This window comes from Acetobacter farinalis (genome assembly GCF_011516935.1).
Classification (GTDB): domain Bacteria; phylum Pseudomonadota; class Alphaproteobacteria; order Acetobacterales; family Acetobacteraceae; genus Acetobacter; species Acetobacter farinalis.
Genome location: NZ_WOTF01000009.1, coordinates 1 through 22,525 on the forward strand (window position 1 = coordinate 1; position 22,525 = coordinate 22,525).

16 protein-coding genes and 1 pseudogene are annotated in these 22,525 nt (G+C 58.7%); 5 read left to right on the top strand and 12 right to left on the bottom strand.

The window, feature by feature from the left end:
- Positions 1–472 (top strand): annotated as a pseudogene (locus GOB82_RS08690) (hypothetical protein); the annotation flags it as partial.
- 191 nt (positions 473–663) lie between these two features.
- Positions 664–1,116, top strand: coding sequence for a hypothetical protein (locus tag GOB82_RS08695; protein ID WP_166122176.1), 453 nt, complete (start codon positions 664–666; stop codon positions 1,114–1,116).
- 79 nt (positions 1,117–1,195) lie between these two features.
- On the opposite strand, the gene GOB82_RS08700 is transcribed toward GOB82_RS08695, so the two are convergent.
- Together GOB82_RS08700 and GOB82_RS08705 are read right to left on the bottom strand one after the other, a co-directional pair.
- Entirely contained in the window at positions 1,196–2,140 is a 945-nt protein-coding gene (locus tag GOB82_RS08700) for an alpha/beta hydrolase (protein WP_166122178.1), read from the bottom strand.
- A complete protein-coding gene (locus GOB82_RS08705; RefSeq protein ID WP_166122180.1) occupies positions 2,140–3,081 on the bottom strand; it encodes an MBL fold metallo-hydrolase in 942 nt (313 codons plus the stop codon). Before GOB82_RS08705 ends, GOB82_RS08700 begins: the two co-directional genes overlap by 1 nt.
- Positions 3,082–3,160: 79 nt before the next feature.
- Here GOB82_RS08705 and GOB82_RS08710 point away from each other — a divergent pair, with 79 nt between their 5' ends.
- On the top strand, positions 3,161–4,084 hold the full coding sequence (locus GOB82_RS08710) for a LysR family transcriptional regulator (protein ID WP_166122182.1): 924 nt from the start codon (positions 3,161–3,163) through the stop codon (positions 4,082–4,084).
- 37 nt (positions 4,085–4,121) lie between these two features.
- On the opposite strand, the gene GOB82_RS08715 is transcribed toward GOB82_RS08710, so the two are convergent.
- Both GOB82_RS08715 and GOB82_RS08720 read right to left on the bottom strand, forming a co-directional pair.
- On the bottom strand, positions 4,122–5,726 hold the full coding sequence (locus GOB82_RS08715) for a B12-binding domain-containing radical SAM protein (RefSeq protein WP_265794533.1): 1,605 nt from the start codon (positions 5,724–5,726) through the stop codon (positions 4,122–4,124).
- Positions 5,727–6,140: 414 nt separating this feature from the next.
- A complete protein-coding gene (locus GOB82_RS08720; protein ID WP_166122184.1) occupies positions 6,141–7,094 on the bottom strand; it encodes a Dyp-type peroxidase in 954 nt (317 codons plus the stop codon).
- 274 nt (positions 7,095–7,368) lie between these two features.
- Here GOB82_RS08720 and GOB82_RS08725 point away from each other — a divergent pair, with 274 nt between their 5' ends.
- Entirely contained in the window at positions 7,369–8,001 is a 633-nt protein-coding gene (locus tag GOB82_RS08725; protein ID WP_242007295.1) for a TetR/AcrR family transcriptional regulator, read from the top strand.
- Between the two features lie 121 nt (positions 8,002–8,122).
- Here the strand turns inward: GOB82_RS08725 and GOB82_RS08730 are convergent, their stop codons facing one another.
- The gene (locus GOB82_RS08730) at positions 8,123–9,325 is read right to left on the bottom strand and encodes a lipase family protein (RefSeq protein ID WP_166122186.1); all 1,203 of its coding nucleotides are present in this window, start codon (positions 9,323–9,325) and stop codon (positions 8,123–8,125) included.
- A 269-nt stretch (positions 9,326–9,594) separates the two neighbouring features.
- On the opposite strand from GOB82_RS08730, the gene GOB82_RS08735 reads away from it, so the two are divergent.
- Positions 9,595–10,677 carry a hypothetical protein gene (locus GOB82_RS08735; protein ID WP_166122188.1) on the top strand — a complete coding sequence of 361 codons (1,083 nt, stop codon included), beginning with the start codon at positions 9,595–9,597 and terminating at the stop codon, positions 10,675–10,677.
- A 67-nt stretch (positions 10,678–10,744) separates the two neighbouring features.
- Here the strand turns inward: GOB82_RS08735 and GOB82_RS08740 are convergent, their stop codons facing one another.
- From GOB82_RS08740 to nirB, 7 genes are all read right to left on the bottom strand, one after another.
- Positions 10,745–12,103 (bottom strand): ATP-binding protein, encoded by a 1,359-nt coding sequence (locus tag GOB82_RS08740; RefSeq protein ID WP_242007296.1) that lies wholly within the window; start codon positions 12,101–12,103, stop codon positions 10,745–10,747.
- Positions 12,100–12,885 (bottom strand): response regulator transcription factor, encoded by a 786-nt coding sequence (locus GOB82_RS08745; protein WP_242007297.1) that lies wholly within the window; start codon positions 12,883–12,885, stop codon positions 12,100–12,102. The genes GOB82_RS08740 and GOB82_RS08745 overlap by 4 nt, the downstream gene beginning before the upstream one ends.
- Before the next feature lie 160 nt (positions 12,886–13,045).
- Complete coding sequence (locus GOB82_RS08750; protein ID WP_166122190.1) at positions 13,046–13,873, bottom strand: sulfotransferase family protein; 828 nt, start codon at positions 13,871–13,873, stop codon at positions 13,046–13,048.
- 197 nt (positions 13,874–14,070) lie between these two features.
- On the bottom strand, positions 14,071–15,081 hold the full coding sequence (locus tag GOB82_RS08755) for an ABC transporter substrate-binding protein (RefSeq protein WP_166122191.1): 1,011 nt from the start codon (positions 15,079–15,081) through the stop codon (positions 14,071–14,073).
- Positions 15,078–15,659: an ANTAR domain-containing response regulator gene (locus GOB82_RS08760; protein WP_166122193.1), complete on the bottom strand. Its 582-nt coding sequence runs from the start codon at positions 15,657–15,659 to the stop codon at positions 15,078–15,080. The genes GOB82_RS08755 and GOB82_RS08760 overlap by 4 nt, the downstream gene beginning before the upstream one ends.
- 17 nt (positions 15,660–15,676) lie before the next feature.
- Complete coding sequence (locus GOB82_RS08765; RefSeq protein WP_166122195.1) at positions 15,677–19,618, bottom strand: bifunctional nitrate reductase/sulfite reductase flavoprotein subunit alpha; 3,942 nt, start codon at positions 19,616–19,618, stop codon at positions 15,677–15,679.
- Positions 19,619–19,623: 5 nt separating this feature from the next.
- On the bottom strand, positions 19,624–22,521 hold the full coding sequence (gene nirB / locus GOB82_RS08770) for a nitrite reductase large subunit NirB (RefSeq protein WP_166122197.1): 2,898 nt from the start codon (positions 22,519–22,521) through the stop codon (positions 19,624–19,626).
- Between the last annotated feature and the right edge of the window lie 4 nt (positions 22,522–22,525).

A 22,525-nucleotide genomic window follows, 5' to 3' on the forward strand; every position in this document is an offset into this window, starting at 1 on the left:
GATCTGCTCAAAACGCAGATCAAAAGCTCTCCAGAAAACCGTCAATCAAATCGCCAAAACCCAGAAATTACTGGCCAAGCACATCAATCAACGGTTCTTCGATCCCTCCAGCTTCATGCTGCCCGCAGGCGTGGACTCTGTCCGGATTGTCTCCCGTGTCAGCCGCCCGAGCGAGGTCATTGGTCCGTTTGTGGATGACCGCCGTTCTCTGGGGGTTGCCGTCGGGGCGATCTGCTTCACGGGTAGCAACCAGCGTCACCAGATCACCACGCATCTGGATGGCGGGGCTTCCGAGGGCTGGCATGATGCCGCGGGCAATTCCGGCTATGTCTGGACAAAGGGCAATGCCCTGCTGCCGCTGGCGGCCCAGACAGGTGGTGTCATGGGAATGCTGACCATCACGGCTGTGCCTGCCGAGCAGTATAGCGCGGCCCCTGTGCAGACTCCTGCGGCCCTGCGTCACTCCGCCTGAAATGTGAAGGTGCCAGTCTGTAAAAAGGCTGGCACCTTCTTTCATGTCTGCCTATCAAGGCTCAGTTTGAGTGTTTGGTATGAAAGCCCGGTTTGTCCGGGAGGCAGAATGATGGCTGAGAATGAACAGTTTCTGGAAGTCTTTCTCAGAAACGCCTCTGGTAGATACATGATTTTTCAGGGGTGTGTGCGATGAGTGGACGCTGCCTCATCCCAACGGACCCCGATGTGCATTTGCTCAGCAATACCGGCGCTGTCATCCGACCAATGCGGCGGGAAGGCGTGCGATACAGCTTCATGCTTCCAGCCCGCACCCGGCACGTCCGGATCATGTCCCGCGTGATGCGGCCGGTAGATGTGTTCGGTCCAGTGGTAGGAGATCAGCGGGTTCTGGGCGTGTTTGTGGGGAATATGACCTTTGCGAGGGATAAAAGACCTGTAAACGTGAGGGTTTTTCTTGAGAAGATACAGCCGGATGGCTGGTATGAGCCCAGCCTCTCGGGGTGTGCCTGGACAAATGGACGGGCCCTCCTGCCTCTGGAAGAGAGTGCTCAGGGTGCTATGGGCATTCTCTCCTTCGATGTCCGGGCAGGTGGGCCCTACAGCATAGGAAATCCACAAGCAGCAGAGGCCGTTCCAGCGTGAAGCTGGAAGCGGCTGCATTCTGGAGGGCGTGAGATGCCTGCCCTTTTGCAGGCAGGCACTATTTATTGAAGAAACAGCCTTACTGAAGAAACAGTCCGATTTCTGCAAGAACCTGCTCTCGGCCCGTTTCCATGACGACCATATGCGTTCCTTCACCAATTTCGACCCAGCGGCGGAAGCGCGCATTCTGGAGGCGGCTGAACAGATCCTTCATCTGATCCGTCACGACATCCCTGTCCCATTCGGCATGGAGAAGGAGAACCGGGACTTCAATCTCCTGAGGGTTATAAAAGGCTTTTCCGGCAGACCAGTATTCCCGGACATCCTGAATCACACCACCCGGAGCGCGGATGATGCCGTCCTTCTCCGCCGGGTCACTTTTCAGGATGATATCCGCCCATTTCTCAAACCAGCCGGGGGGAAGGAGCTTATCCCGCATGGGGGCGGAGAGGCCCTGAAGCCATCTTTCCTTGAAGGCATGAACATTGAACGCTCTATATGCCTTCAGCGGTCCACCGGGGTCCAGGCGGGACACACCATTATTAATCCATTGTGGTGCAATCAGAACAAGTTTTTCGATTTTGTCATTGTTCCGGGATGTATAGGTGCCAGCCACCGTACCGCCCCATGACATACCAATCAGACACAGGCGGGGGAGACTGCGTTCTGCCAGAATATGCGCAACAGCCGCGCCGAGATCCTGAACGGCCGTTTCGGTCCGAACCTGAGGCGGGGCGTCCTCCGGGGCGCCATTCATGCCCGCAGGCCTGCTGGAGCCCCCGAAGCCCCGCACATTCAATGCGTAGACGTCAAACCCGGCCTGCGCCAGAATATCCATGAACGCGCCTCGGCCCACAGGCACGTCAAACAGGCTCTCGGCTGGCAGCGTTGCGCCATGTGTCAGCACGATGGTCCGCTCAGGGCCAAAATGAGCGATGTCCGGTCGGAATTTGCGCCGTATATGCAGAGTAATGTCGGCAGTATCGCTAGGGATATGAAAATTTTCAGTCTGAAGGGCGGTCATTAACCTTCTCCTTTTCCAGGGGTTGCAAATTCCCAGTGATAGTCAGCACCGTTCCGGCGCACGTAGCCTGCGCTGCTTTCGGCAAAATGCGGGGTGAAGCACAGGCAGCCAGAACGAGCGACTTCTTCCAGAAGCCAGCGGCGTGAGTGCTCGGCAGGTTTGATGAACTCGCAATAACGCGAGCGCAGATCAGGGAGATAGACTTGCAGAGGGTGGTGCAGAATATCCCCCGTGAACCACGCTTCCGCATCGTCTGACCGCAGCCTGATGGAGGCGTGGTCAATGCTGTGGCCCGGTGTGGGGTGAAAGGAAAATCCTTCGATAGCGTCTGTTGTGTCCACTTTGATCATCTGTGCCAGCCCGGATGTGATAACCGGCAGCACGCTGTCTGTGTACACGCGGGGCAGGGGGCGGTGGTCCCGTGGCCCCAGAATGTCCGGGGGGAGGTCCGGGGCGGGGTCGATTTCATCCGTATCGGCACCGTATCGGGCTTCAATTTCAGAAAAGATGTGCCGTGCATTGGGGAAGGTAGGAACCCATACGCCGTTCTGCAGGCGGGTGTTCCATCCCACATGGTCCGCATGGATATGGGTGTGCAGCACGTAATCCACCTCTTCCGGTAGAACGCCTGCGGCGGCAAGGCGCTCCAGAAAGGGAATATGGAGGTGATCCATAAGGGGAGCCGCGGGCAGGGGCTTGTCGTTTCCTGTCGCGGTATCCACCAGAATGGTTCTGCCCGGCATTCTGACCAGCCACGCATGCGTGCCCTGAGCCAGTTTGCCGGTGGTGGCATTATAGGAGCCGGGGGAGAGTCTGGGCGCGTAGGTTTCAAACGCTGCGGGGTCAAGGTCAGGATAAAGCCGGTATGGGTCCGCATTATCCCACCGCAGTTCGGGAATGCAGGTAATCTCTGCCTTTCCGACTGTGAAGGCATTGACCATGGAGGAAATCCTTTCTGATTGCCGGATGTCACCCGCAAGGTTAGGATGCCGCAGTCTATCAAACAAATCGATATGGATAATGAGATCAATTGATCATTTCAATCTGAAGTCCTTTGATCTGAATCTGCTCGTGACCTTTGATGCGTTGATGACAGAGCGCAGTGTCACCCGGGCAGCGGCACGATTGAAAATTCAGCAGCCTGCCATGAGCCACGCTCTGGCAACGCTGAGACTGCTTCTGGATGATGAACTCCTGGTCCGGACAGGGTCTGTCATGCAGCCAACGGCCAAGGCGCTGGCAATGGCTCCCGGAGTCCAGACCCTGCTCCAGCAGGTGCAGGGGCTTCTGGCGCCTCAGGACACATTCTGCCCCGGCACGGAGCAGCGGGTGTTCCGGCTTGGCTTTTCAGCAGATCTGGAAGTCTCCGTGATGCCGAGGCTCATAGCCTGCCTTCAGCAGCAGGCTCCCGGAATCCGGCTGTTGGGACGGCATGTGTCCAGAGGGGATGCGCATACACTGCTGGATACGGGCGCTCTCGATAGTGCTGTCGGGTGTTTTGATTTTGATCTGGAGCGCTATCACGGCACAGTGCTGTATGAGCAATCCCTTGTGTGCTGCTTCAATCCCGCACGCATGGAGCCGGGTTTTGACCTGACTGAGGAACTCTACACAACCCTGCCTCATGTCCTGATGACCATGAAGGACGACATTCAGGGCTGCCTTTCAGACGCCCTGAAACAGGCGGGTAAGGAACTGAATGTTGTTCTGGCTACGTCGGACTTTCTCACTGCTCTGGCCACAGCCGCCTCGGCTCCCGTTATCGCCACCCTGCCTGATGGTGTTGCCAGCCAGTATGCGGGGCATTTTGGTCTGGTTACACGGCCTGTTCCATTTGCCCTGCGTGTGCCCGCTGTGTCTCTGGTGTGGTCAGCCCGCAGCCACAGAGACCCTGCATCCTGCTGGCTCCGTGACACCCTTCTTACACTGGTGAAAGAAGGGTAGCCTCTCTGCGCGGGTGTGCTTGGCCGGCGGAGCGTGCTCAGGCGGGCTGCAGCACTAATTCAGCGGGTTTTTCCTGCAGCGGCGGCTTCTGCCAGTGCCCCTGATCAATCGTGGCGATTTCCTGATCAATCTCGCGGACAACCTGGCGTGAAAATGGGCCGAGATGCAGGTAGAGCGCGCTTGTCATGACCACGTAGGGCAGCGCCTTGGGGTTATGCAGAGCGCAGTCCAGCAGCATGCGCCAGAAGTGGCGTGCTGTTCCGGGCCCTGCGCGGTTGATCCGGAAGAGCAGCCGCAGGAAACTGCGCAGATCCCCCTTGATCATCCGGTGCGTGCGCGTGCGCTTGAGCATCCGGCCCAGTCTGCGCACACGGTCAAAATAGGCAGAGGGTTCATAAATGGCTTTGAGCACCATTCGGTAATCATCCAGCACATCCCGGCGGGGGCGCATGGTCTCGAAGTTCAGCCCGGCCGTGCACTGGTCTCCTGATTGTGTCTGCTCGCCCCCCGCAAAAAGGCGACCTTCCGCCAGCAGGCGGCGGGTGAGCTGCGTTGTGGGCAGGGCGTACAGCAGGCCCACCATACAGACCGGGATGGACGTATCTTCAATACAGTCGATCATGCCCGAGGCAACATTGCCTTTTTCACTGTCAAAGCCGACAATAAACCCGGCATTCACAAAAATTCCGGCATTGTGAATGGTCGTAATGCTTTGTTGCAGGCTGCGGCGCGTATTCTGCTTCTTCTGCGTCATGATCAGAGTGTCCGTATCCGGACTTTCGATCCCGACAAAAATCGCGAAGAAATTACTGTCGGCAAGAGAGTGCAGCAGATCGGCATCGTCAGCGAGATTGATGGAGGCTTCTGTTGAAAACTCGAATGGAAAATTCTTTTCCGTCTGCCAGCGTTTCAGCTCGGGCAGGAAGAGTTTAAGGGCCTTCTTGTTGCCAATCAGATTATCATCAACAAAATCCACATGCCCGCGATAGCCGAGGGCATACAGGGCATCAAGCTCAGCCAGAACCTGCGTTGTGGTCTTGGTGCGCGGCACCCGGCCATAGAGTTCGATAATGTCACAAAACTCGCAACTGAACGGGCAGCCGCGTGAGAACTGCACGCCGACATGCAGATACTGGTCAAGCTTCAGAAGATCGAAGCGAGGAAGTGGACTTTTTGTAACGTCTGTTTTCCCCATCGGGGCCTCGAATACTCCCTGCCTCTCCCCTTTCTCCCAGGCGGTGACAAAATCCTGCATGATTTCTTCAGCTTCTCCAAGAACCTGAAAATTCGCCGCAGCATAGAGGTCCGGGCTGGAGGTCACATCGGGACCACCAACCACCACAGGCTTCCCGGCAGCGCGGCACATTTCGATGAGATGCAGCGCATCATTCCTCTGGGGAAGCATGCCGCCGGTCATCACCATATCCGCCCAGGCGAAGGCTTCATCCGTCAGAAGCTCGGTGTTGCGGTTGATCAGCCTGACATCCCAGTGCTTGGGAAGCAGGGCCGCAACGGTGATAAGGCCAAGGGGCGCCGCCGGATAGCGTGCGCCAGTCAGATCACAGGCTTCCTTGTAATTCCAGAACGAATTGGCATTGAAAAGCGGAAAGATCATCAGGATCTTGCAGCTGTTGGTCACCACGGAAAGGTCCTTTGATAAAACAGCTGACTACGATTAAAGCAGGGATATTCCCACCTTTTTTCGAAAGCATGCCGGGCCGCGAAAGGGCCTGGTTCAGATTGAAGGGGGAGGAAGAGTGCGGAGGCGGCTTGGTTGTAACTGGACGAAATAGACCGGAGGGGCAAAATCCCGGTGAGCGGCCCTAACACAGCTCTTGTATGATCCCTGATGAAAGGGAATGGTTATGTATAAGCGGAAAGTCTCAAAATAGCGAGAGAACTGTTCCGATAATACGTTCGAAACAGGAAACAGGCTTTGAAACAGGACATTACCTGGCGAAGAGCCTGCAAGGCAGAACTGCCTTCATCAGGGATGTCTGCCTCAGGGGCCGCATGTCGGGCTCTCCGTCATGCGGCGTTATGATATTTTCAGGTGTCAGGCGTCAGGCGCGTGGGGCTGGCTTGCCCGGTCTGCGGCATTGTCAAGGAAGTCCGATGTGGGAACGAAAAACAGCACACCCGTGACCGCTGTGCTGACATCCAGCAACCTGTCGTAATTACCGGCAGGTTTCCCGACGAACATGTTGTGCAGCATCTGTTCCGTGCGTGCGGGGGAGCAGGAGTAGCCGATAAAGTACGTGCCAAACTCGCTTTTCCCGACCTCACCAAAGGGCATGTTGTCCCGCAGAATCTGGAGCTGCTGGCCGTTTTCTTCAATGTTGGTGAGAACATTATGCGCGTAGCTGGGCTTGGCGGATTCCTGCAGCTCAATATCAGAGACCTTTTTCCGGCCAATGATATGTTCCTGCACTTCGGTGGGAATGGCATTCCATTTTTTCATATCATGCAGATATTTCTGCACAATAACATAGCTTCCGCCGGTAAAGGCGGGGTCTTCCTCGCCAATGAGGGTTGCGGCCAGAGCCGCCTGCCCGGAGGGGTTTTCCGTGCCATCCACAAAACCCAACAGGTCACGGGAATCGAAATATTTGAATCCATGTACTTCATCAATCACTGTCGCAGCCCCTTCCAGTCGGGAGACAATCGCGGCGGCGAGTTCAAAGCACAGATCCATGCGTGTCGCGCGGATATGGAACAGCAGATCCCCCGGCGTGGAAGGGGCATGGTGCACACCGTTGATTTCCTGAAACGGGTGCAGGTTCTTGGGCCGTGGGGCACCGAACAGGCGGTCCCATGCGTCTGATCCGATGCCTGTAATGCAGCTCAGCCTGCCATCGGAGATTCGGAAGCCAACACCTCGGACAAGAGAGGAGATATCTGCCAGAAGTTCGGGAACCTGAGTGGAGGCGGCAGACCCTTCGTTCAGGGTCAGAACCAGAAAAACCGCAGCCTGGGTCAGTGCTGTATCAACGGGTTGTGGCGTGAGCAATGGACTGGAACTCCCTGTCTGTCGTGTCGGCCTGAAAAGCAGAGCCTTTTACCATAGGCGGATGAGGGGCTCTGGCAAGGCATCATGAAGAGGAGGCGGGGCGCAAACAGGCAGGGTTTCAGGTCTGTCTGGCGGGGTAATATTTTTATGATCGCTGTTGGGGGCTTAAATGTCTGCCAGACTGGTGTGTATGGGTTTTTTTTCGCGCAGAAAATTGTAAAGATATTTTTATCAGTTACAGTTTCATGTTTGCAGCAGAGTGATGTGTTTCCTTATGTCAAAATCTGTTTTCACGGTACATCGCCGCACGCAGGCTGACCGGAGTGCTGTTACACGAAAAAAAATTATTGAAGCAACGGTGCTCCTGCTCCAGACGCAGGGGTATGCCGCCACTACCCTCCAGCGCATTGCGAAAACAGCCGGTGTGAGTCTGGGGGCCTTGCAGCATCATTACCCGACAAAAGCTCAGGTTATGGCAATGGTTCTGCGGCATTATGCTCTCAGGCGCGCGCAGCTTTATCGTCTTGCCATGCGGGGCAGGACGCTGCCGGAGCAGCGTGTGGAGGCCATGCTGGATGCCATGTGGTCTCTGGTTTCGGAGGGGCCGGATTTTGTTGCAACGGTGGAAATCGAGCTGGCCCGCCGGAGTGATCCGGAACTGGCCGCTGCGACAGAACCTGTTCTGGCTCGAATTGACCAGTTCATGGCAGGCTGGCTGTCTGGCACACGAAATGGGCTTCCAGAGCAGAAATTCATGACACTGCGCCTGCTGAATACAACATTTCTGCGTGGCATGGCAGTCGAGATTTCTCGGGGGGTATCGCTGGATGAACTGGCGGAGGCTTATGCGCTCTGGCGCCATTTCTCACGGAGCGAGATTATGAAAATTGTGCATCAGATGTCCTGAAGGGTTGGAAATCCGGCCAGACCATGTCGCAGGATCTGTAAAAAACTGATGCTGAGACCTCACACTCTGTGAAATGAAGAAGGGCAGGGAAGAACGTCCCTGCCCTTCTGTGTTGTGTGGGTTATTGCGGAACAGGCGAGCACTGCGGTGTTACGGGCTGGTCGGCCATCACAGCCTGCGTAAAGGCATCTGAATCGGGCAGGGATGCATTAACGGTCTGGGAATGGTCCAGCCCTTTATAGAGGTGGGCCTGCACAACGGTTCCTGCGGCACACGCCGCCTTGACCAGACCAAGCTGGAGAGCGGGTGGGACATCCTGATCAGCCTCTCCCGTGCCTACAAATAGTGGCTGGGCCAGCTTCAGGGTTGGATATTGCATGGCAGCCAGAGCCGGTGCCAGCGCCTGCCCAAAGCCGGGTTTCAGGGCATTGCTCATGGTCAGGCCTTCCGCACGGGCTTTGTCCGTCAGCGGGTAAACGCACAGTTCTGCGGCGGCGCGGTAGGTGGGCATGGCTTTGTCTGTAAAGACAGTGTCCGGTTTAAAGTGCGGGTCATGCCCGCTCAGCCCCTGTGCGAGGTACAGCGTGTAGACCACAAGCGGGTTGAAACCTGTTTCCTTTGCGCCAGCGCTGGAGAGTGTCTGGAACAGTTCGGGCGTGATATACGGAATGCCCGTTGCCACAGTGCCGCGGATGTTCAGGTCCGGAGCATAGTCCGGCGCGAAAGCTGCGGAAGCAAAAGCAGCGCCACCCCCCTGAGATTGGCCAACAATCATGATCTTGTTTTGCAGCCCGGGGACAGAGGCCAGCGCGGTCCGCACCCCATCCAGCACACTGTAGGCTTCCACGCGAGTGTCCAGATACGCATGCGTGCCGGGGGTGCCCAGACCCTGATAATCAGTGCCGACCACGGCAAAGCCGCGCTTCATCCATGCGGACAGATACTGCCGGTTACGCTCCGACCACGGGTTGGAGGAGGGAGAGCAGCGGTCTGCAACGCCCACCGTTCCATGTGCCCAGGCCACAATCGGCCAACCACCGGCCGGAGTTTTGCCTGCGGGGAGAATAACTTCTTCCGTGACAGGAACGAGCCCTTTGCCGGTAAGGCCGTTTGTGGAGAGATAAGTCAGCCGCAGGGAGCGCGCGGCATCCGGCAGGCTCAGCGTTGGGGGGAGTGGCTCAGACTGGAGGAGTGTTCCGGGTTTGTCTGGCCTGTGCGCGGTGGCGGCCGGATTTGGGGAGGCCTGACTGGGGGAGGCCAGAGGGGCAAGGCAAAAACCTGTCAGCAGGCAGGTCGTTGCCCGGAGGAGGCGGGAGGTGCGCATGGGTTATCCTTCCGGAGGGCATTTCTCTTTTCCTGCCCACAAGATATTGAAATTTCTTCTGTTCAGATGATCGTCCGGGGAAAAATTTGTCAAGAAACGTTTGTGTTGCACGGGATGTGAGGACAAACAGGCTTGCTCCGCTGGTCGGTCATCCCTGTCTGTCTCGGAGCCACTCTCTGGCGGGTCGGACTCCCGGCTGACAGGGGGCGGGAAATTTGCTAGTTGTTTCAGTCCGGGATTGAGTGGGGAAGAGTTGGCTTGTGGATAACATGTCTGTAGTGCGTCATGTTGCAAGATCTGTTGCAGGGGTTTCGCTGTGTGCCGTGCTGCTGGGGCTGGATGGCTGCGGCTATTATGCGTCTGTGACAGCGCATGAAGCACAAACCACCATGATCGGCATGACGGAAGAAGACATTCTGGCCTGTGCAGGAATTCCCGCGAAAACACGGACGCTCGACTCTCACGTCAAGATTTTTGAATATCAGCGCGGCCGGAATATCGGCACGGCGGCATCCTCCACCCTGATCCCTGTTCAGTCTGTCGTAAACATCGTGCGCGATATTGGCGAAGGTGATGGCACAACCTGTGTGGCGGATTTTCGTCTGGTGGATGGCAAGGTTCAGGATGTTCACTATAGTGGTGACAACGACATGCTGATCGGGACTGATGGTGTCTGCTCCACGATTGTGCGGGGGTGCACCCGCCGCACTGTCACGAGTGGTTCTCCATCAAATTTCTGGAAGACGTCAGCCTTCCTGCAGCCCCAGAGCAGCCAGACAGCGAAATCATCAGCTTCCGCTGCGGGGGGCGTGCCGGAAAATACGGCCATTGCGCCACCGCTGGCAATGCCTGCTCCGGTTGCAGGAACGGAGCCTGATCCGGGCACGGCATCCGCTCCGGTGGCGGCATCCGTGCCGACCGCACCCGCTGCGGGCATGGCCCCCTCGGCTCCCGGGTCGACACCTGCACAAGGAACAGTTCCGGCATCGGCCGCGCCCTCTGCGAGCCCGCCCTCTTCTGCTTCCGGCGCGGCGCTTGCGCGGGGGGCAGTCCCGGCATCACCCGCGCCCTCTGCCAGCCCGACACCCTCTGTTTCCAGCGCGGCATCTGCTCCGGTGGCCGCGGCTTCGGCATCGTCCGTGCCGTCTGCCAGTCCGGCATCCTCTACCCCCGGTGTGCTCCCTGCCTGGGTGACGGCTCCCACCGCGACGGGATCGCCCGCGCCTCCGGCTACCTCCAGTCCGGTGGCAGTCCCGGTCTCCGTGCCGACAACATCGCCTTCTGCGCCCTCCGCCGGGGCATCTTCCACAGTGCCTGCGGCTCAGGTGCCCTCTCCAGCAGTGAGCCCGTAAAATGCACATGGGCCTGAGAGGGGATTTGCAGGCGGCCTGATGGCCCTTGTGATGAACGGGTTTCGGACTACATCGCCTCGTTGGGAGGTCGTTTCCCCAAAGGCAGCGTGATGCGGGCATGCAGGCCGTGTGGCTGAGCGGCGCTGAGCTGAAGCTGGCCATTGTGGCGGGTGATAATGGCATCCGCAATGGAAAGGCCGAGCCCTAGCCCGCCATCTGCTGCGCGGGCCGGGTCCAGCCGGTAAAAGGGCAGACGGGCCGCGGCAAGCTTGTGCGCGGGAATGCCCGGTCCGTTATCACAGATATCAATCACGGCATGCTGCTGTTCACCCCGAAGGGTGATTTGCACTTCTGTCCCGTATTTCAGGCCATTTTCAATCAGGTTGCTCAAGGCGCGCTCCAGTGCGGTAGGCTGGCATGTGCAGGTGAAGTGGGCCGGACCGGAATAGTGCAGCGTGTGCCCGACCACACTGAATTCATGGCACAGGGTTTCCAGAAGAGAGGCGAGGTCAATCACTTCCGCCTTTTCTGCATCCGCCTGCTCGCGCAGGAAATGTAATGCGCCGTTCAGCATTTTTTTCATCAGTGTCAGATCATGCTTCATGGCGGCGGGAGAGGCTTCCTCGCCGCCCAGTTCCAGCCGCATGAACAGGCGTGTGAGAGGCGTGCGCAGATCATGCCCGATGGCGATAAGCATGCGGGTGCGCTCCTCCGCCGAGGCCGCAATGCGGGCCTGCATGCGGTTGAACGCATGTGTCAGCCGACGGACTTCGGTTGGTCCGTGTTCAGGGAGAGGGTCCGGGGTGCTGTCATATCCAAAAGCATCAGCCTGTGCAGAAATGTTTCGCAAAGGGCGGCTGATGTGCCAAATGCTCCAGAATGTCAGGGAAAATGTAATGGTCAGCAGTGAGGTCAGGGAGGCCAGCAGTGGCATGGTCCAGCGCATCATGCGTCTGAAATGATGGTTGGGCGTGTTGTAAACCAGAACGCTGATATTGTCGTGAGGAAGAAAAAGAAGAGCGGTGGGGCCGCCAGTCTCACGCGGGGCGCAGCTTTTGGCGAGCAGGGTGTAGCCGCCCAGATTATCCCTGAACATCAGCATGGTCTGAAGGAATTTTGTCATGTGGTCAGTCGGGACGACCATGCAGGGCGGGGGTTGGCCAACTGAAAACGTAATCTCGTTCCCGGAAATTTTCTGGGCAACGGCCTCCCGTGTCTGCGGGAGCGACGCCTGAAGCGCCTCAATCCCCGTTTCAATGGCCAGAATATTGGTCCACGGCCCGGAGGGGAGCGGCGGCGGAATCAGAGGGCGGAAGGCATAGAGCAGAACAGGGATCACACTCAGCGTGATCACCATGCACAGGGAAACAAGGGCGACCATCTGCCCGTAAATAGTACGGGGGAAGAGGCGAGGGAAACCTCTCATGCCTTGGTGTCATCCGGGTCAAAAATATAGCCACCGCCGCGAATGGTGCGGATAAGCTCCAGTTGGCGGCCTTCATGCGCCAGTTTACGGCGCAGGCGGCTGATCAGCAGGTCAATGGCGCGCGGGTCCACAGTCTTTTCATCATCATGCATGTGCGTCAGAAGTTCTGCTCGTGTGAAAACCCTGTGCATATTCTGGCAGAATGCCAGAAGAAGATCAGTTTCAGATCCGGTGAGCGCGACCCGGACGCCGGTTTTGCCGTATAAAGCCCGCTTTGCGGGTTCAAACAGCCAGTTATCAAACCGGTAATGCTGCGCCGTCTGCATGGCAGGCGGGGTGGCATCCGACAGGGGCCGCCTGAGCACGGCCCGAATGCGTGCTGCCAGTTCTTCCAGATCAAACGGTTTGGTCACATAATCGTCAGCGCCCAGATCAAGCCCCGAAATACGGTCACGACTGTCACTCAGGGCGCTGACCATGATGATGCGTGTGTGCGATGTCTGTCGGAGGTGCTGGCACAAAGTACGACCATCTTCATCCGGCAGCATGAGGTCAAGCAGGGTGAGGTCAACAGGCTTGCGCTGCTGTGCAGCATCAATTCCTGCGCGGTTGAGCGCTGTGGAGACATCATACCCCAGCCTTTGCAGGTAGCGCTGTAACAGGGCACGGATTTCAGGGTCATCTTCCACAACCAGAATGTGTGTGGAAGAGTGCGCGCCTGCCATACCTGTCTGTGCGTCTTCTGACGATGCGTGCGGAAGGGAAGGGGTATGTGAAGACAAATGCGTTCTCTTGTGTCAGCCGTGTCCTTGAGCAAGTCTCATTAAGACGCTGTTTCTGCACAGGGATGCAAGAGGAAAACGTGGGTCAAGGCCGTGTCCGGCCATGGTGCGTGTCATTAACGTCATGTCTGACATTTTTTATTCCGTGAGAAAAGGGAGTTTAAAGGCCTCCTTCAAAAACGGGGCGCAGGGATATGGGCAGGAGAGGGCGGGGCTGCATTGTCCTCGTCCCAGACCAGTTTGGCGAATACTCGTGAATTTGCTTCATGGAGTGCTTTATTTTGTAATCTTCTTTGTACAGGAAGATAATTTTCTCTTTCTGGGCGGGAAGGGCGTCGGTGGTGAATCTCTGTGTTGTATTGATTTTTTTTATCGCTCCCGCCCGCAGGGAGGGGATGAAAGGATAAATCCGGTCAATATCCTTGATGTCAAACAGCATCTTTACGGCAATGTCACCGTTGCGGTCTGCAAGGTACCAGCTTTGCGGGCGCAGGACATGGTCAAGCTGATAGAGGGAGGAGGCGCCTTCTACATACTCAATCATCTGATCGAGTGTCTTGATGGCCTCATACCGCCTGGCAAAGCCGGGATGCAGCGCGACATGGCTGCCCCCGCCGTTGCGGATAAAATCATAGGCTGAAAGAAAGCGCTCCACCGGGTCACGCCAGAGCGCAAAACTGGGCAGGGTGCGCACCAGATCGGGCGCGTGCCTGATGTAATAGCGAACAGTTTCATGCCGCATGCTGGCTCCATACAGCTCCCGGGAGATGGCCGTTCCGGCATTTTTGGGAACATGGATAAACAGTATGCCGGCCTTGCGGATTGTCTGCAGGCGCGCCTGCCGCTTCCGGCCCAGCGGGACGGGAAGCTGCCAATCTACATAGCGTTCCTGCAGGTCACTGTGCAGGATAACCCCGCCAAGGCGTTCCATAGCCGCTTTCCGGATATCCTGAAGCTGTGTGCGTATGTGGGAAAGAGCGGAAGGCATATTATAAATCCGGCTGGAAGCGAAATAAATCAGTATTGATCCATCTATTTTTTCAAAAATGAAATAATAGAGATAACGTGTGCTGGACCGTGATTTCTTTGTAACGCGCGGAATTAAGAGTATGAAATGCTCAAAAACAAAAATCGGCCCTTTATTTCATTTTGGACACGAAGAGGGCCGGAATGTGTTGGAGTATATTACCGTGCAGGGCGCTCTGCTGGCGTGTGAAATGCGCCGTGGCGGTCAGACCAGCCGAGCGTTTTCAACGTGTCCAGCAGGGCGGGCGTCAGCCAACCTTCGGCCTGCATGCCCTCAAGCATCCACCCAAAGGAGGCCTCTGTGCTTTGGGATTCCGTATCAAATACCATGACATCCGGGGTGGAGGTTGTGCCCGGCAGCACGGCTTTCAGGGCGTCCGTGGGCAGACCCAGCCCGCCATCCTGCATGGGGGCGCTGAGAAGCTCCGTGATAAAGGGGGCCTGTGCCGGTGTGTTGCAGAGTGCCACGGCCTCACGCAGTGCGGCATGCAGGCGGGCCTCGGCGTTCGGATTGTCTGCCTTCCATTGTTCTTTCAGGACAAGCATTTTTTCGAGGTGCCCCGGCATGGTCGAGGCGGAGCCGGCAACGGCAAAGGCCAGATTTTTCAGGGTGGCATCCGCCCCCCATGGAGGCCCGGCGCAGAACCCGTCAATTTCTCCGGCGGCAAGAGCCTCGATCATGCGGGCGGGGGGCATGATGACAATATCCGTTTCTGTGTCCCGGTTGAGGGCGTTCTTTGAAAGAAAGCGTGTCAGAATAAGATAATGTGTGGAATACAGGTGAACAACACCCAGCCGGGGCCTGCGGCCAAGGGCCTGCTGCCAGTTTTTAAAAGCCGTGTGCTTGTCAGGCTCCGCATCCCACAAAGCCTGTTCGGCCTTCTGCCCACGCAGGACAAGCATGTTTCCGCCCCGGCTGAGGGGCAGGCCAGGCCGCAGGTCAAGTGCGCGGCCACGCTGGCCAAGTGCGGTCATGATGGCAAGGGGCGGAAACATCACGGCGCCATCAAACCCGTTCCAGACCAGCCCATCGGCAATATTGGCCCATGAGGGCACAACCACAGGTGCAATCTCCAGCCCGTGCCGGGAGAAAATATTCAGCACACAGGCTACAAGCACTGGTGCACTGTCAGCCAGCTGGAGCAGGCCAATACGGCAGGATGTGCTCATGCTTTGGGGGTCCTGGTATGGTGGGCGAGATACTCTGTGGCAACATCAATAATTTTTCGTGAAGTCTGCATGGCCTGTTTGCGCAACCAGCGGTAGGCATCCTCTTCCCTGCACCGCTCCTGCTTCATGAACAGGAATTTGGCGCGATCTATGGTTTCACGGTCGGAGAGCGTTTTTCGGGCCGCCAGAAGCTCCGCGTTTGTTTTGCGGAAACGGTCATACAACGCAATGGCGGAGCGCAAAAGCGGCTTGACGTTTTTTACCGGTGTATCGAGCACGTTGTAAGAGCAGACCCCTGCGGCAAACGCGTCTTCCATCAGGGCTTCATCATCTTCATCAACAAACAGGGCCACAGGCCGCTCTAGACCGGAGGCAGAGAGTGCGCGCACGCTGTCCAGTGCATCGCGGTCTGCGCGGCTGATATCAACCAGAACAATATCGGGCGCGTGGGAGCGTACGGCGTCCATCAGGCTGGTGTGGGCCTCCAGCAGGATAACCTCCAGAGAGGTATCCGCCTCCAGCAGGCGCGCCAGGGCTCCGGCGCGCTGGGAGTTCTCATCTGCCAGAAGGACTTTCATGCAAACGGCCTTCCCGTTCAGTACACATCGCGCAGATAGCGGCCACCGCGGGCAAGATCTGCCAGAAAGGCGTCAGCCTGTTCAAAGCTCACCTTTCCGTGATGTGCGATAATCCTTTTCAGGGCGCTGTCAACATCCCGCGCCATGCGGGCGGCATCACCACAGATATACAGGTACGCGCCCCGGTTCAGCCAGTCCCATAGCCGGGCACCCTGTTCCTCCATGCGGTCCTGCACATAAATGCGCTCGGGCTGATCCCGCGAGAAGGCTGTATCCAGCCGGGTCAGGTAGCCTTGGGCCAGAAAAGCTTCCAGTTCCTTGCGGTAGTAAAAGCCGGTGCTTTCATGCCGCTCTCCAAAAAACAGCCAGGTGGGGCCGGTGGACTGCCGTGCGGCGCGTTCCTGCAGAAAGGCGCGGAAGGGTGCAATACCAGTGCCCGGCCCAATCATGATGACAGGCCGTGTCTCATCCGCAGGCAGGCGGAAGTGCGTTGTGGGTTGCCCGAACACCGGCACCTCCTCCCCCGGGGTGAGCCCCGTAAGCCATGTGGAGGAAACACCGGGGAATGGTGTGCGGTTGACGCCAACAGTCAGATGCACCTGCCCCGGTGCGGCAAGGGGGGAGGAGGAAATGGAATACAGGCGGGGCTGCATCGGGCGGAACAGGGCCGGGATTTCCTGCGGGGCCGGTGCCGTGGCCAGTGCGCCGAGAAGGTCCGGCAGATATCCGCCATCGGCCTGGCCCAGCCGCTCCAGCAGGGCGGGGGTGGGGCGGGAGAGGTCAAACCAGCGGCGCAGCGCCTCGCCAAGCGGGACGGCCCCCTGCCGCCGCAAGGTCAGCATCGTGTGTTCTGGAAGCTGAAGGGCTTTCAGAACCTGCTGCACCACAGGTTCACTGTTGCGCGGCCAGATGCCCAGCGCATCTCCTGCTGTATAGCGTAGGGATGTTCCGGAAATATCCAGAACAATATGGCATGTTTCCTTTTCCGGGTCTTCCCCCGTCAGGCGGGTCACGCTGGTTATGCGTGCCAGAGCGGGGGTGGTGCGGGTAATGCCGGGGGCCAGAGCCGGGGCATGCAGGGCGGGGCCGGTTTCAGAGGGCGCAGGGCCACCCAGCGCGGCGAGCAGGCGGGGCTGCCAGGCTTCTACAGCCTCTTCATAATCCGGTTCACACTCCACACGCGGGAGCAGGGGGGAGGCACCCAGCGCGCCCAGTCGTGCGTCCAGCGCACGGCCAAACCCGCAGAAGCTGGCGTAAGACGAATCTCCAAGCGCAAGAACAGCGTAATGCAGGGGCGGAAGGGCGAGGTCCTGCCGCCGCACGGCATCCCAGAAGGGGGCGGCGTTGTCTGGTGGGTCTCCATCCCCGAAAGTGGAAACAAGGAACAGGGCTGTGCCGGAAAGGGCGGCCGGGTCACACTGGTCCAGCCCCGCCAGACGGACGTCATGCCCGTTTTCACGCAGCCAGATGGCAAGCTGTGCGGCCAGCGCTTCCGTGCGGCCGGTCTGGGAGGCCCACCAGAGGGTCAGGGCCGGAGCGGAGGACCCCGCCACGAGGTCGGGTGCCAGCGGGGTGGCCAGTGCCGCGGCGGGCGCGCGTGCGTAAAGCCCCGCCAGCACGCCGTTCAGGTGCGTTGCCTGTTCAGCTGAAAGGGGTGCGGAAGCCGGGATAACCGGCAGGGTGCCTTCTGGCGGGGCCATGCGCAGCCCTTCCAGAAAACCGCTCACCCAGTGCGCGCTTTCCCCGGAAAACAGGGGTGCCTTGTGGTCTGCAAGGCCCAGATGGCGGGCAAGGCGGTCCGTGGGCATGGTTTTGGTTCTCTCCTGCACGGCCGGGGGAGCCGTGCGGGCGCGGGTGAGGGAGACAGCGCAGTGTTTGATGCCGGGCTGCAGGGAGAGGGGGTCGATCGCATCCGGTGTCAGCGCGTTGAGGCACAACTGCGCGCCAAACCGGTCATTCCAGTGGAAGGGGGCGAAGCAGGTGCCGGGGGCAATGCGTGTGGAGAGACGGGCGGGCACGGTTGCGCTGCCTCGGCTGGAGCGGATTTCAACCGGGTCTCCCTCAGCCAGCCCCAGATGCCGGGCATCTTCGGGGGCAAGTTCCACAAACGGACCGGGGTTAAGCGTGTTGAGCTGCGCCACCCGGCCCGTTTTGGTCAGGGTGTGCCACTGGTGTTGCAGGCGGCCGGTGTTGAGCAGAAACGGATAGGTTTCATCCGGCTCCTCGGCGCGCGGCATCCATGGGCGCGGGAAAAACACGGCCTTGCCATCGGGGGTTGCAAAAACAGGGGGGGCGTTCGGGTCCGGGCGGTAGCGGATGGGGTGGCGGGTGGCGGTATCATGCTCAGAGATGGGCCATTGCATCGGGCCTTCCCGCAGGCGGGCGTGGCTTGCGCCGGAAATATCATACCCTGTCTGCGGGTTTGCAAAACGGCTGGCCTCGGCAAAAACCTCAGAGGCGGAGCTGTGGGAAAAACCGTCCTCAAACCCCATGGCGCAGGCAACGCGGGCAATAATCTGCCAGTCCGGCAGGGCTTCCCCGGGAGGAGGAACGGCCTGCGGGGCGAGGGTCATGGTCCGCTCCGAGTTCACCTGCACGCCATCGGCCTCGGCCCACAGGGCGGCGGGCAGAAGGATATCGGCATAGTGGCCGGTTTCTGTATCCGTATAGGCATCCTGCACGATCACAAGCTCGGCTTTTTCAAGGGCGGCAATCACGGTGTCGCGCCGGGGCACGGTGGCAACAGGGTTGGTGCAGATAATCCAGCAGGCCTTGATCTGCCCTGCGGCCATCTCCTCGAACATAGCAATCGCGCCCGCGCTGCCGGCGTCCCGCAGGGTGCCGGGAGAGAGGTTCCACAGGGCTTCGCAAAAAGCCCTGTCCTGTGCGGCAAGAGCTGTGCGCTGGCCGGGCAGGCCGGGTCCCATGTAGCCCATCTCCCGCCCACCCATAGCGTTGGGCTGGCCGGTGAGCGAAAACGGCCCCGCCCCAGGCTTGCAGATGGCTCCTGTGGCCAGATGCAGGTTGCACAGCGCATTGGTGTGCCACGCCCCGGAAATGCTTTGGTTGAGCCCCATGGTCCACAGAGACATCCAGTCTCCTGCTTCGGCAATCCAGCGGGCGGCTGTACGGAGGTCATCCTCCGCAAGGCCTGTCAGGCGTGCCACGCGTTCTGGCGTGTACTCTGCCAGAAAGGCGGGCATCTCCTGCCATCCTGTGGTGCAGGCAGCAATGAAGGGCGTATCAATTGCTCCGAGTTCTGTCAGCAGCCAGAGCAGACCGTTGAGTAAAGCGAGGTCCGTACCGGGGCGGATTTGCAAAAACAGGTCCGCTTTTTCAGCTGTGGCGGTGCGGCGTGGGTCCACCACAATCAGTTTTGCACCTGCGCGCTTGCGGTCCAGCAGGCGCAGGAACAGAATGGGATGACAATCCGCCATATTCGCCCCGATGACGAAAAACAGATTGGTACAGTCAAAATCTTCGTAGGAGCCAGGCGGGGCATCCGCTCCCAGTGAGAGCTTGTACCCCATGCCCGCCGCCGCCATGCACAGGCGGGAGTTGGATTCGATATGTCGTGTGCGGAGATAGCCTTTCACAAGTTTGTTGGCGAGGTACTGGGCCTCCAGAGACATCTGGCCGGAGACATACAAAGCAATGGCATCCGGCCCGTATGTTTCCAGAATAGCCCGCAGGCGCTTGGCGGTTTCCTGAATTGCCGCGTCTGCGGAGGCCGGAGCGAGGGGGGCTGCACGCTCTGGCCGGAGCAGGGCTGTTTCCAGCCGGGCGGAAGAGGTTACAGGGTTATCGCAGGAGCTGCCTTTGGTACAGAGCCGCCCCTTGTTGGCCGGGTGTGCGGCATCACCCCGCACCCGGACAATTTTCCGGTTTTCCACCTCAAGCACAATGCCGCAGCCCACACCGCAATAAGGGCAGACCGAGCGGATGTTCTCACACGTCATGGGCGTTACGCCAGAACGGCCTCCGCCGGGGCAGTCATCGTGCGGGCACGAATTTCCACACGCCCCCCACGCAGCCGAGCCTGCCAGGCCCGGATGGAGTGTGCGGCATCTTCCAGACAGGTGCCATCTTCAAGGTTGAAGTGCTGTTTGTAGAGTGGAGAGGCCACCACCGGCTGCCCCTTGTGGTCTCCCATGAGGCCGCGCCCCAAAACATTGGCGTGGGAGAAAGGGTCATGATTATCCACGGCAAAAACGCGCCCGTTGCCTTGGCTTTCGTGCAGATAGAACAGGGCAATCTGGGTATCCTCATACAGGGCGACCACGCCGGAACCCGGAACAAGGTCACTTTCCGCGCACAGGTCCGTCCAGTCCGCAGGGCCTGCATCCTGTTGGCGCTCTGGTTGGTTTTCCGCAGGCCTGATCTGGTCGCGCTCGGGCACTGTGCGGATATTGGGGTCAGGGCGGCTGTCATTGACAAAGGTGCGGAAGCGCTTGAGCTTTTCGCGGTCTGTCAGCGCGTCTTTCCATTCGCAGTGATAGGTGTCCACCACATGCTGCATCTGCTGTTCCAGTTCTGCGCAAATGCCGAGGCTGTCATGGATGATAACATCCTTGAGGTAGTCCAGACCGCCTTCCAGATTTTCTCGCCAGACGGAGGTTCTCTGAAGTTTGTCAGCCGTTCTGATATAAAACATCAGGAAACGATCAATATATTTGACCAGTGTTTCCGAATCCAGATCTGTCGCGAAGAGTTCTGCATGCCTGGGGCGCATGCCGCCATTGCCGCAGACATACAGGTTCCAGCCGTTTTCAGTGGCAATAATTCCCACATCCTTGCTCTGGGCTTCCGCGCATTCCCGCGTGCAGCCGGACACGGCGAATTTCAGCTTGTGGGGCGAACGCAGGCCCTTGTACCGGTTTTCAAGGTCCAGCGCTTTGCCCACACTATCCTGCACACCATAGCGGCACCATGTGCTGCCCACGCAGGATTTAACGGTGCGGGTTGATTTACCATATGCGTGGCCGGTTTCAAACCCGGCATCGAGCAGTTCTGTCCAGATTTCAGGGAGCTGGTGCAGTTGCGCGCCAAACAGGTCCACACGCTGGCCACCGGTAATCTTGGTATAAAGATTATATTTTTTGGCAACCTGCCCCAGAACAATCAGCCTGTCCGGCGTGATTTCTCCCCCGGCAATGCGTGGCACAACGGAATAGGTGCCGTTTTTCTGCATGTTGCCCATGAACGTGTCGTTCGTATCCTGAAGGGGGATATAGAGCGGGTCCGTAATGGGTTTGTTCCATGCCGAGGCCAGAATGGAGCCCACGGCAGGCTTGCAGAGCGTGCAACCAAGGCCACCATTGCCAAACTGTGTCATAAGCTCTTCAAAACTGTGAAGGCCATGCACGCGCACCAGAGAATACAGCTCCTGCCGGGTGTAGGAGAAATGTTCGCACAGGCTGCGGTCAACCGTAATGCCGCGCGCGGTCAGCTCGGCTTCAAAAACGCTTTTCAGCAGGGCGGAACATCCGCCGCAACCTGTACTGGCCTTTGTGTCTTTCTTCAGCGTGGCGAGGTCTGTGCATCCGTGTTCGATAGCCGCACTGATGGACCCTTTGGTCACGTTATGGCACGAGCAGATGGTAGCACTTTCCGGCAGGGCGTCCGCCCCCAGAAGCTCCACCCCTTCTCCGCGCGGCAGGATGAGCGCTGCCGGGTCCGCCGGGGGCGTGATGCCATTTTGCACATATTGAAAAATAGTGTCGTAATAAGAATTATCACCAACCAGAACAGCGCCGGTAATGCGGGTTCCATCTGCTGAAAGCACAAGACGGCGATAAGATCCATCGGCTTCACCAATAAACCGGTAGCTGGTGGAACCCGGCTCCCGCCCCTGCGCATCGCCTATGGAGCCGACATCCACCCCTTGCAGCTTCAGTTTTGTGGACATATCCGCGCCGGTAAAGGCCGCCTCGGTCTCACCCGCCAGCAGGGCGGCCACCGTGCGGGCCATGCTGTAACCGGGGGCGACAAGACCAAAAACCTGCCCTTCCCACAACGCACATTCCCCAACAGCAAAAATATCGCGCTCCGAAGTGCGGCACTGGTTATCCACCACAATGCCGCCGCGCGGGCCGATTTCCAGCCCGCAGGCGCGGCCCAGATTGTCCTGCGGCTGAATCCCTGCGGAGAAGACCACCATATCCGTATCCAGCGTGGTGCCATCAGCAAAAACCAGCTTATGCCGGTGTGTGGTGCCGGGTACAATCTCCTGTGTCTGGTGCAGCACGCGCACATCAATGCCCAGCGCTTCAATGCGGCGTTTCAGGGCGCGGCCCCCCTCTTCATCGAGCTGGGCGGGCATCAGGTGTGTGCCAATCTGGATCACGCTGACATCCAGCCCGAGCACTTTCAGCGCATTGGCGGCTTCCAGCCCCAGAAGGCCGCCGCCAATCACGGTACCATGCCGTGCGCCCTCTGCCGCCGCGCGGATCAGGTCCAGATCTTCCAGTGTGCGGTATACCAGCCCGGCCGTGCCGGTATTGCCCGGCACCGGCGGCACGAAGGGGAGGGAGCCGGTTGCGAGAATCAGCGTGCTGTAGGGAAGAATTCCGTTTTCTGTCGTTACGGTTTTTGCCACCTTGTCAATCTGTGTGATGCGGGTGTTCAGGTGCAGCGTGATACCGTGGGCTGTGTGAAAATCTTCCTGATGCAGCCGCAGGGCCAGTGCATCCTGCCCCACCATGTAATCAGTCAGATGAACACGGTCATAAGCATGGTGGCGTTCTTCACCAAAAACGTGAATCTGGTGCGTTTCATGCAGGCCATGCATGATGAGCTGTTCAGCACAGTAATGGCCAACCATGCCGTTGCCGACAATGAGGATGTTGTCTTTAGTGGTCATGGGT

Bases quoted from the DNA above. Each gene is read 5' to 3' on its own strand.
- GOB82_RS08705 (WP_166122180.1), bottom strand. From the start codon at position 3,081: ATGGTCAATGCCTTCACAGTCGGAAAGGCAGAGATTACCTGCATTCCC.
- GOB82_RS08765 (WP_166122195.1), bottom strand. From the start codon at position 19,618: ATGACGTGTGAGAACATCCGCTCGGTCTGCCCTTATTGCGGTGTGGGC.
- GOB82_RS08750 (WP_166122190.1), bottom strand. From the start codon at position 13,873: ATGCCTTCCGCTCTTTCCCACATACGCACACAGCTTCAGGATATCCGG.
- GOB82_RS08730 (WP_166122186.1), bottom strand. From the start codon at position 9,325: ATGCGCACCTCCCGCCTCCTCCGGGCAACGACCTGCCTGCTGACAGGT.
- nirB (WP_166122197.1), bottom strand. From the start codon at position 22,521: ATGACCACTAAAGACAACATCCTCATTGTCGGCAACGGCATGGTTGGC.
- GOB82_RS08695 (WP_166122176.1), top strand. From the start codon at position 664: ATGAGTGGACGCTGCCTCATCCCAACGGACCCCGATGTGCATTTGCTC.
- GOB82_RS08740 (WP_242007296.1), bottom strand. From the start codon at position 12,103: ATGAGAGGTTTCCCTCGCCTCTTCCCCCGTACTATTTACGGGCAGATG.
- GOB82_RS08725 (WP_242007295.1), top strand. From the start codon at position 7,369: ATGTCAAAATCTGTTTTCACGGTACATCGCCGCACGCAGGCTGACCGG.
- GOB82_RS08700 (WP_166122178.1), bottom strand. From the start codon at position 2,140: ATGACCGCCCTTCAGACTGAAAATTTTCATATCCCTAGCGATACTGCC.
- GOB82_RS08735 (WP_166122188.1), top strand. From the start codon at position 9,595: ATGTCTGTAGTGCGTCATGTTGCAAGATCTGTTGCAGGGGTTTCGCTG.
- GOB82_RS08760 (WP_166122193.1), bottom strand. From the start codon at position 15,659: ATGAAAGTCCTTCTGGCAGATGAGAACTCCCAGCGCGCCGGAGCCCTG.
- GOB82_RS08755 (WP_166122191.1), bottom strand. From the start codon at position 15,081: ATGAGCACATCCTGCCGTATTGGCCTGCTCCAGCTGGCTGACAGTGCA.
- GOB82_RS08710 (WP_166122182.1), top strand. From the start codon at position 3,161: ATGAGATCAATTGATCATTTCAATCTGAAGTCCTTTGATCTGAATCTG.